Genomic DNA, 8,912 nt, shown 5'->3' on the forward strand with positions numbered 1-8,912 from the left:
GGGTCAGCCGGCCTCGTCGATCAGCGCGCGCAGATATCCCGCGTACCCGCCGTCCACGCGGCCGATCAGTCTGGCCGAGGTGGTCACCGGGTGCTGCTCGGTCTCCGCGATGCGCGCATCCCGTGCCCGAAGGCGTTCGACGAGCGCGACGTCCTCGTCCATCGTCACGGGCGCGAAACCGCCGACGGCCAGGTAGAGGTCGGCGCGGAGGCCGAGGTTCGCGCCGTGCACGTGGCCGAGCGTGGCGCCGGGGTGGTGCTTGGACAGCCAGGCGTGCCTGCGCAGCGGGTCGAGGTCGTCCAGCGGAGGGACGACGGCGCCGACGAATGCGTCGGCGCCTGCATCCGCGTGGGCGAGCTGCTGGGCGAGCCATTCCTCAGGGACGGAGCCGTCCGCGTCCGTGGTGGCGATCCACACCGACGCCGGGTCCGTTCCGGCGAGGCTCAGACCGACGGCGGTACCGAGGGCACGGCTGCGTCCGACGCTCGCCACGTCCGTCTCGACGACGGTCACCTGCGGGAAGGCCGCGGCGACCTGCGCTGAACCGTCGGTGCAGGCGTCCAGGACGAGCACGATCACCGGGGCGCGCATCCCGTGTCGGCGGAGCGCGTCGGCGGAGCGGACGATCGACGCCAGGCAGGCGGCGAGCGTCTCCTCCTCGTTCCTGGCGGGGACGACGACGATCACGCGCTCGATGCCGCCGGTCACGAGAACACCTCCAGCAGAAACTCCGCGTCGCGGTGCACGACGGAGGCGGTGAGCCCTGATGCGCTCCGGAACGTCTCGTTGGCCTGCTCGCCGCTCTGGGCGAAATCGTCTGCGGCGCCGAGCCAGTGGCAGAGCAGCACGTCGCCTCCCGGGGTGAGCGAGCCGATGCAGCGCTGGATGAGCGAGCGCCACTCGTCGTCAGCGAGGTAGTAGGCGAGTTCGGAGACGACGATCAGGTCGAAGGCGCCGGACGGCCAGGTGCCTGGCACCCGCATCCTGGTCACCGTGACACCCGCACGGTCGGCGAGGCGCGTGCGAGCCGTGTCGACGGCGGCGGCGGAGCCGTCGATGGCCAGGACGGTGTCCGCCCGTTCAGACAGCTCGGCCGTCAGCTCGCCGACCGACGCGCCCAGCTCCAGGATGCTCCCATAGCGCTCCCTGGGCAGGCTCGCGACCGTCAGCGCACGCTTCCGCCGCTCGTACCAGCGCGAGCGCACGGCCCACGGGTCATCGCTGCCGCGGTGCAGAGCCTCGAAATGCTCGGCGAGCCGGTCGGAGGCGCGGAGCTCCGGCCGGATGAGCACCTCGCGGCCGTCGCGGGCGCGGTCGAGGAACTCCGGGGTGAGGACGCCGTCCGGATTGTCATCGGACCAGTGCTGCGATCCGAAGGCGTCGAGCGCTGCGCCCTTGCGTGCGCGGTGCACGCCGGCAATCGGAAGGTCGATGGTGCGCTCCCACGGGACGTCGGCCGGTTCTCCCCACTGCCAGAGCCACACCGGGTAGAAGAACACGGTGTCGCCGGTCGCGGTCGCGGCATCCGCTACTTCTCTGCCGAGCGTCCGGTGGTCGCCGTGCCGGTCGCCCGGCCACGGTGCCAGCACCCAGCGACGGCCGGTGGATGCGGCGAGCACCGTGTCTACCTCGGCGCGCAGCCGCTCGGCGTGGTGCTTGAGTTCGCCGTCCGGGAAGCCGAGGAACTGCGGGCTCGCGGCCACCCCGAGTCGCGTGAGGGCGCTGCGGAGCTCGTCGGCCCTGCCCTGGTCGTCGCCGGTCGCCACGATGACGCGGACGGGGAGCCTTCTGTCCGCGGCGAGAGCCAGGAGGCCGCCGAGCGCGATGGTCTCGTCGTCCGGATGCGCGGAGAACACGACCAGCTCGTCGAGGCCGTCGAGGTCGCGCTGGTCCAGCGATTCGACGGCCTGCCACGCGCCCCGCGCCTCCCACTCCGCCGCGGTCGTGACCGTGCGGAGGGCGTCGAACGCTACCATCGCACTCCCCCGTCCGGCAGGTGCCCGACGAGTGAGACGTCGTCTGCGCCGCGGTGGTACTGCGACACGTAGAGGTCGAGGTCGGCGTAGCGACGGGCGAGCGACTCGTCGAAGGCGAGCGCGGAGGGTCCGAGCACGTCGCGCTCGCCGGCGAGCGTCTCGACGACGGCGTCGGCGACCGTGCCACGGACGGCGTGTGCGAGGACGGCGGCCTCGTCGGTGCTCGGCGCCTGTTCGTCGATGACGGCGGCGGCCGTGTCCAGGTGTGCGCGGGCGGCAGCGAGCATCCGGTGCACCCGCCCCGCACGGGATGCGGTGAGCTGGCTCGCGCCCTGTCGCTTGGCCTTCGCGAGGATGGCGTCGGCCAGCGGCAGGCATCCGCCCCACCACGCGGCGGCCACGCTGATGGCTCCCCAGCGGAAGCCTGCGCGATCCAAATACCAGCCTGGACCGCCGACCGGGCGGGCGGGGACGCTCACGAACTCGAGCGGCCCGCTCTCGACCTCGGCGAGGCCGCGCGCCACCCAGGCGGTCTCCTTGGCGGTGACGCCCGACTGCCGCAGGGAGACGCGGAACATGCGCCGCTCTCCGTCCCCGGTCGTCGCAGTCACCAGCGCGTTCGTGAGGCTGGCGCCGAGCGAGCACCACGGTTTCACTCCGTCGAGCACCCAGCCATCACCGTCGTCGGTCGCCCGCAGCACTGCGCCAGGCGCCTCAGCAGCGAAAACGCCCCACGTCGTCCCCACGGCGGCCGGTTCCTCCCCCGCCTCGTGCAGAATGGCCAGCGCGTCGAGGTGCGGTTCGAGGACCCGCGCCGCCGTCACGTCGGCCGCGGCGACGCGCGCCAGGAAGGCGAACCGCTCGGCTGTTCCACCCTCGCCGGGGAACGGCGCTAGGTCGTCACCCCGCACGCCGGCGAGCGCATCCAGCAGCGGACCCACCCGGCCGCCGCAGGCCGCGGCGGCGTCGAGATAGTCCTGGTGCGCCGGTCTCACTTGGTGGCGGGGGTGCGGTTCTCGGCGCTCACCATCCAGGCGTACTGCTCCAGCGATGCGATGATCGCGTGCAGCAGGTCGGCCGAGGTCGGGTCTTCGTCGTCCACCTCATCGTGCACCTCGCGCATGGTCGCGACGGTCGCCTCCAGGCGTTCGGTGATCAGGTCGACCGTCTCCGCCGTGTCGACCTCGCCGTTCGGGAACTCCGGCAGGCTGGTCGACTTCGCGACGACCGAGCTGCGGCCGTCCGGGGTGGCGTGCAGGGCGCGCAGGCGCTCGGCGACCTCGTCGCTGAACTCGCGGACGGCCTCGATGATCTCGTCGAGCTGCAGGTGCAGGTCGCGGAAGTTCTTGCCGACCACGTTCCAGTGCGCCTGCTTGCCCTGCAGGTGCAGCTCGATGAGGTCGACGTGCACGCGCTGCAGGTCGGCGACGAGCTCCGGCGACGCGACGAAGCCGTGCTCCGCGTGCTCCCTGCGCGTGGCGTGGGCTCCAGCGCGGGCGCCTCCGGAGGTCTTCGCCGCAGCGCTCGTCGTGGTCTTCTTCGCAGTGGTCGTGGTCGCGGTCGTTGCCATGAGCATCCCGTTCTCTCGTGTCCGTTGGTGGAACACGAACGGTAGACGCGCCTGGCGCATCCGGTAACCGGGTTGACGGGACGTGGATGCTCTGCTCAGTGTTCGCTCCGGGCGCGGGCGCTCAGGCGGCGTCGCGGTGCTCGGCGCGCACCAGCTCGGCGACGATGGCGCGATACTGCTCAGGGTCCAGGCCGAAGGTGCGGCGGATCGCCTCGTCTTTGGCGGCGCGATCCGCCGCCTCCGGGTGCTCGGCTTCGAACAGCAGCAGGAGTCTCTCGCGCGGCGTCGGCATGTCCCCAGTGTTCAGGGGACCACCGACATCGCGGCCAGGGGTCAGCCCTGGACGAGCGCCCCGACGGTCAGCAGCGAGATCGAGTCGGACGTGCACGCCGTCACATCGGCGTCCTTCACGAACAGCGACTCCTTCGATCCTGGCGGGTAGACCCGGAAACCGTCGGCCGGCTTCGGCTGGCAGTCGGACGTGGAGTAGTTGAGCGCCTGCGCGATCTTCAGCGGCGCCGTCGCCGTTCCGCCCGGCGCCAGGTTCACCGTGGGATGCGGCGTCGACCTGTCGAACTCGGCCGCCTTGCCGAGCTGTGTGCCGTTTCCGTCACCCACGAACGACACCCCTGGCCAGCCCTGGAGCGCGCAGGCCGTCGTGCCGTTGTTCGTCAGCACCAGTGTCACCTCGACGCTTCCGGCCGCTCCCCCGCCGCCCGTGCCGATCGTGCCCGTCAGGTTGGCGGTGTCGCACTGCCCGTCCACGGGGACGGCCGTGGTGGTCCCTGTCGGCCGCGGCGTCGACGACGACGTGGATGACGACGAGACCGGGCTCGAGCTCGGCGACCCGCTCGGCGTGGAGGCCGAGCATGCGGTCAGCGCGAGCGCGAACCCGACGGTGATCAGGGAGGCTGAGACGATCCTCAAAGAAGTCATGCCCCTATCTGACCATCAACCGAAGGTGAACGAGTATGCCGAAACACCTTTCGGGATGGTCACGATCACATTTCCGGTCTTCGCCGACGCCGATTTCAGCAGTTCGTACGAGTCCGGCGTGCCCGTCACATCGATGGTCTTGGTCACGCCGTCCGCGGTGTAGCTCACCGTTCCGCTGCCGGAGAGGACCATGCGCACCTCCGCGGCTTTGTAGTTCAGCCGGATGCGCGCATCCTGTGCTGTCGGCTCGACGAACTGGGTGTTCAGGGTCCAGGCGCCGTCGAGGGCGAACGAGTTGGCCGGCTGCTTCGCCGGGAAGGCGAACGTCGGGGTGGAACCCGAGTACTTCTCCGAGCCGCCGAAGTTCACGACCTTCGTGGTGCCGAGATAGGTCTCGCGCGTCGTGCTGCCGGCAGTCGGGGTAGTGTCCTTGACCTCTGTGGCGGCGGGGAGGCTCACGCCGGGCTTCGCATCCTGCAGCAACTGGCGGATGAGCTTCTCCGTGGAGGCGTAGTTGCCCTCGCCGAACTGCACGTTGCGCACGACACCCTTCGCGTCGATCAGGTAGTGCGCCGGCCAGTAGCGATTGCGGTAGTTGGTCCAGGTGCTCAGCGTGTTGTCGATCGCCACCGGGTATGTGATGCCGAAGCCCTTCGCCCCCGCCTCGACGTTGGCCGGGACCTTCTCGAACGCGTACTCAGGCGAGTGGACGCCGATCACGTCGAGGCCGGCTGCCCTGTACGCCTTGTCCCACGCCACGACGTGCGGGATGCTGCGCTGACAGTTGATGCAGGAGTACGCCCAGAAGTCGACCAGCACCACTCTGCCCTTCAGCTGATCGAGCGCGATCGGTTTGTCGCCCGGCGTGTTGAACCACTGCTGGATGCCCGTGATGTCCGGCGCCGTGCCGCAGCTCTGCAGCTGGTCGGCGTTGTTCGTGCACTTGGACAGATTCTTGTTCTGCGCGTTGACGATGCCGCCCAGGTTCAGCGCATCCGACACCTGGCTGGAGTTGGAGAACTGGTCCTGCAGCGCGCTGGTGTAGTCGGGGATGAGCCGCTGCAACGCCTGCGGCAGGTTGAACAGCAGACCGACGGCGAGCGCCAGCATCAGGACGCCGCCGGTGAGGCGGATGCCCTTCTGGTGCTTGCGGAACGACTTCACCCGCTCGGCCACACGCCGGCCTGCCAGGGCGAAGATCAACAGCGGGATGGCAGCGCCGATGGCGAAGGTGACGGTGAGCACGATCGTCTCCGGGCCGATCCTGCCTGTCGAGCCCGCGACGGTGATCGCGGCCAGCACGGGTCCGGCGCACGGCACGTAGACCGCGCCGAGCGCGATGCCGAGCACGAAGCCGCCGCGTTCCGTCCCGACGTTGCGCTGCGGGATCCAGGAGAACGGCTTCTCCAAGTACTCCTCGAACTTCGGCACGATCAGGCCGACGCCGATCAGCACCAGCACGACGATGCCCGCGTAGCGCAGCACGTCCTGCGGCAGGTGCAGCAGCGCCAGGATGAGCGAACCGGCGAGCGTGAACACGCTGAAGCTCACGACGAGGCCGAGGATGACCTGGTACGGGCGCCAGCGGGACACGGTCGGCTCCGGGGGCGCCTGCTTCTCGGTCTCCGTGCGGGTCGCGGTGGCGACGGCGGTGCCGCCTGCGGTGGCGGCTGCGGTCGCGCTAGCCGCTGTGCCCGCAGCGTCCTTTCCCGCCGCATCCCTGGCCGCCGCATCCCGTGCGTCGTCCTTCTTCTGCTGTTTCGCCGTCCGCGCGCTCTGCGCCCCACCGGAGAAGAAGATGACCGGCAGGACCGGCAGGATGCACGGCGATATGCCGGTGATGAGGCCGCCGAGGAAGCCGATGATCGCAAGGGTGAGGTACATGCCAGGCGTTCGGAACGGAACGCCTCACGGATTGATCCGAACATTCTGCAATCCGTTTCCCACCCCGTCCCGAATGCCCTTCTGAAGCCGCTCCTGCGGCCGAGTAAGAAAGCACCGCACACAAAGGAGTAGTTCCCATGCGAGTTCAGAAGCGCCATGTCATCGCCGCCCTCGGACTCGCCGCAGTGGCCGCCCTCGGTCTCTCGGCGTGTTCCTCCGGAAGCTCAGGCTCCGGCTCATCCAGTTCATCGTCGTCGATGGCGTCGAGCTCCCCCAGCGCATCGGCCATGGACCCGGCGGCCGACCTCGTCGGCAGTGGATGCGCGGCATACGCCAAGGCCGTCCCGTCCGGTGCAGGCTCTGTCACCGGCATGGCTCAGGACCCAGTGGCCGTCGCAGCGAGCAACAACCCGCTGCTGACCACCCTCGTCGCCTCGGTCTCCGGCAAGCTCAACCCCGATGTGAACCTGGTCGACACGCTCAACGGCAGCGAGTTCACCGTCTTCGCACCCGTCGACGACGCGTTCAAGAAGATCGACGCCGCCACCATCGACACCCTGAAGACCCCCGCGGGCGCCGACACGCTCAAGAAGATCCTCACCTACCACGTGGTGCCGGGCCAGATCGCCCCTGACGCGATCGACGGCACCCACAAGACCGTCGAAGGCGGCGACGTCACCGTCACCGGCAGCGGCGACAACATCATGGTGAACGGCGCCAAGGTGATCTGCGGTGGCGTGCACACCGCCAATGCCACGGTGTACCTCATCGACACCGTGCTGATGCCGCCGGCCAACTGATCCCCTCCGTCACCGGCTGCATCGGAGAGCGGCCCACCGGTTCGTCCGGTGGGCCGCTTTTTTCGTCGCGCTCGTCGGCCGCGCGGACCGCCTGCTGCCATGATGGGAGGCATGAAGGGCATCACCACGTGGATCACCCGGTTCTGGCCGGTCGTCGTACCGATCCTCGGGGTGATCCTGCTCATCGCCTGCTGGAACGCCGAACTCGGGCCGTTCCTCGTCGCCCTGGTCGCCATCGTCCTGGCCGGTACGGTGCTGGCCGCCGTGCAGCACGCCGAGGTGGTCGCGCACAAGGTCGGAGAGCCGTTCGGCTCCCTCGTGCTCGCTGTCGCGGTGACGGTGATCGAGGTAGCGCTGATCGTCACCCTGATGACCAGCGGAAAGGACGCATCCACGCTCGCCAGGGACACCGTGTTCTCGGCCGTGATGATCACCATGAACGGCATCGTCGGCCTGTCGCTGCTGCTGAGTTCGTCCCGGAGCACGAGCAGCAAGTTCAACGCACAGGGCAGCGGAGCCGCGCTCGCGACGGTTGCTGCGATGGCGACCCTGACGATGGTGCTGCCGACCTTCACCGAGACGCCCGGCCCGCAGTTCTCGCCGAGCCAGCTCGTATTCGCCGCCGTCGCATCCGTCGCCCTGTACGCGATGTTCGTCTTCACGCAGACGATCGCCCACCGCGACTACTTCCTGCCTGTCACGTCGAAGGGCAAGCCGCTCGATGAGGACAGCCACGCGGACAGGCCGTCGACCAGGACGGCGCTCATCAGCCTCGGGCTGCTGCTCGTCGCGCTGGTCGCGGTGGTCGGCCTGGCCAAGCTGGAGTCGCCGTCGATCGAGCGCGGGGTCGCGGCGATCGGGTTCCCCCAGTCGTTCGTCGGCGTGGTCATCGCCCTGCTGGTGCTGCTGCCGGAGGGCATCGCCGCCGCGAAGGCCGCCGTGCGCAACCGGATGCAGACCAGCCTGAACCTGGCGCTCGGCTCCGCCATCGCCAGCATCGGGCTGACCATCCCGTCGATCGCCATCGCATCCATCTGGCTGACCGGGCCGCTGCACCTGGGGCTCGGGGCGAGCCAGATCGTGCTGCTCGCGCTCACGGTGGGGGTGAGCATCCTGACGCTGATGCCAGGGCGGGCCGTGCGGCTGCAGGGCGGCATCCACCTGGTGCTGTTCGCGGCGTTCGTGTTCCTGTCGATCGCGCCCTGACGGGTTCGGGCTTCGAGTGAGATCGCTCGGGAGGCTGGCGCAGCATCGTGCGCGGGAGCAAGCTGGGTCGTGAGGCCGACGCTTGCTGCGTGGCCGCAACCGAGACGAGGTGGATGCGATGACCGCTGAACGCGAACCGATCGAGTACCCGGACGAGGCAGGCTACCCGGACGGCACCGGCTTCCTGGATGAAGCGACGGCGGCCACGGATGCGGCGGACGCCCCGGACGCGGGCGCCGACCAGGACGCCGCTCCCTCCGTGGACGGCATCGCCGCCTTCGCCGACACGGACGAGGAGGACGCGGAGCCCGCGGACGGCCCCGACGTGTGACCGTGCGTCCTCCCCGCACCCGCCCGCGCCCTGACGTCCCGCGCTCCCCACGGGCCATTCCACCTCCCAGCGATCTCCGTTCGGACGGAGAACCGGCAGCGTGCGCTCGGCTTCTCCGTCTGAACGGAGGCCTGCGCGGCGTGGCGAGGACGAAGTCCTGCTGAACGATCCGCCGAAGGCGGCTCCGTTCGGACGGAGTCATGTGCGCC

At 69.8% G+C, this 8,912-nt stretch carries 10 protein-coding genes; 3 read left to right on the forward strand and 7 right to left on the reverse strand.

Annotated elements, in window-relative coordinates; genetic code table 11:
- Positions 1 to 3: 3 nt before the first annotated feature.
- The 7 genes from ACIRCZ_RS08240 to ACIRCZ_RS08270 form a co-directional block, all read right to left on the reverse strand.
- Positions 4 to 708 (reverse strand): glycosyltransferase, encoded by a 705-nt coding sequence (locus ACIRCZ_RS08240; protein WP_402851555.1) that lies wholly within the window; start codon positions 706 to 708, stop codon positions 4 to 6.
- On the reverse strand, positions 705 to 1,976 hold the full coding sequence (locus tag ACIRCZ_RS08245; RefSeq protein WP_402851558.1) for a PIG-L family deacetylase: 1,272 nt from the start codon (positions 1,974 to 1,976) through the stop codon (positions 705 to 707). The genes ACIRCZ_RS08240 and ACIRCZ_RS08245 overlap by 4 nt, the downstream gene beginning before the upstream one ends.
- A complete protein-coding gene (locus ACIRCZ_RS08250; protein ID WP_402851561.1) occupies positions 1,970 to 2,971 on the reverse strand; it encodes an acyl-CoA dehydrogenase family protein in 1,002 nt (333 codons plus the stop codon). The genes ACIRCZ_RS08245 and ACIRCZ_RS08250 overlap by 7 nt, the downstream gene beginning before the upstream one ends.
- Positions 2,968 to 3,546 (reverse strand): Dps family protein, encoded by a 579-nt coding sequence (locus ACIRCZ_RS08255; RefSeq protein WP_055896403.1) that lies wholly within the window; start codon positions 3,544 to 3,546, stop codon positions 2,968 to 2,970. Before ACIRCZ_RS08255 ends, ACIRCZ_RS08250 begins: the two co-directional genes overlap by 4 nt.
- Before the next feature lie 121 nt (positions 3,547 to 3,667).
- Entirely contained in the window at positions 3,668 to 3,838 is a 171-nt protein-coding gene (locus ACIRCZ_RS08260; protein ID WP_157480342.1) for a DUF3263 domain-containing protein, read from the reverse strand.
- A 41-nt stretch (positions 3,839 to 3,879) separates the two neighbouring features.
- Positions 3,880 to 4,482 carry a DUF4232 domain-containing protein gene (locus tag ACIRCZ_RS08265; protein WP_055895033.1) on the reverse strand — a complete coding sequence of 201 codons (603 nt, stop codon included), beginning with the start codon at positions 4,480 to 4,482 and terminating at the stop codon, positions 3,880 to 3,882.
- Positions 4,483 to 4,497: 15 nt separating this feature from the next.
- Positions 4,498 to 6,366, reverse strand: a complete 1,869-nt coding sequence (locus ACIRCZ_RS08270) for a cytochrome c biogenesis protein DipZ (RefSeq protein ID WP_402851567.1) — start codon at positions 6,364 to 6,366, stop codon at positions 4,498 to 4,500.
- Positions 6,367 to 6,503: 137 nt separating this feature from the next.
- On the opposite strand from ACIRCZ_RS08270, the gene ACIRCZ_RS08275 reads away from it, so the two are divergent.
- The 3 genes from ACIRCZ_RS08275 (at position 6,504) to ACIRCZ_RS08285 (ending at position 8,703) form a co-directional block, all read left to right on the forward strand.
- On the forward strand, positions 6,504 to 7,166 hold the full coding sequence (locus ACIRCZ_RS08275) for a fasciclin domain-containing protein (protein WP_055895030.1): 663 nt from the start codon (positions 6,504 to 6,506) through the stop codon (positions 7,164 to 7,166).
- A 111-nt stretch (positions 7,167 to 7,277) separates the two neighbouring features.
- Positions 7,278 to 8,372: a calcium:proton antiporter gene (locus tag ACIRCZ_RS08280; RefSeq protein ID WP_402851571.1), complete on the forward strand. Its 1,095-nt coding sequence runs from the start codon at positions 7,278 to 7,280 to the stop codon at positions 8,370 to 8,372.
- A 118-nt stretch (positions 8,373 to 8,490) separates the two neighbouring features.
- Positions 8,491 to 8,703, forward strand: a complete 213-nt coding sequence (locus tag ACIRCZ_RS08285; RefSeq protein ID WP_402851574.1) for a hypothetical protein — start codon at positions 8,491 to 8,493, stop codon at positions 8,701 to 8,703.
- Positions 8,704 to 8,912 lie beyond the last annotated feature (209 nt).

The organism is Leifsonia sp. NPDC102414, from assembly GCF_044765685.1.
Lineage (GTDB): Bacteria > Actinomycetota > Actinomycetes > Actinomycetales > Microbacteriaceae > Leifsonia.

Coding starts and splice junctions, on each gene's coding strand:
- ACIRCZ_RS08255 (WP_055896403.1), bottom strand. CDS start 3,546: ATGGCAACGACCGCGACCACGACCACTGCGAAGAAGACCACGACGAGC.
- ACIRCZ_RS08285 (WP_402851574.1), top strand. CDS start 8,491: ATGACCGCTGAACGCGAACCGATCGAGTACCCGGACGAGGCAGGCTAC.
- ACIRCZ_RS08245 (WP_402851558.1), bottom strand. CDS start 1,976: ATGGTAGCGTTCGACGCCCTCCGCACGGTCACGACCGCGGCGGAGTGG.
- ACIRCZ_RS08275 (WP_055895030.1), top strand. CDS start 6,504: ATGCGAGTTCAGAAGCGCCATGTCATCGCCGCCCTCGGACTCGCCGCA.
- ACIRCZ_RS08270 (WP_402851567.1), bottom strand. CDS start 6,366: ATGTACCTCACCCTTGCGATCATCGGCTTCCTCGGCGGCCTCATCACC.
- ACIRCZ_RS08280 (WP_402851571.1), top strand. CDS start 7,278: ATGAAGGGCATCACCACGTGGATCACCCGGTTCTGGCCGGTCGTCGTA.
- ACIRCZ_RS08260 (WP_157480342.1), bottom strand. CDS start 3,838: ATGCCGACGCCGCGCGAGAGACTCCTGCTGCTGTTCGAAGCCGAGCAC.
- ACIRCZ_RS08265 (WP_055895033.1), bottom strand. CDS start 4,482: ATGACTTCTTTGAGGATCGTCTCAGCCTCCCTGATCACCGTCGGGTTC.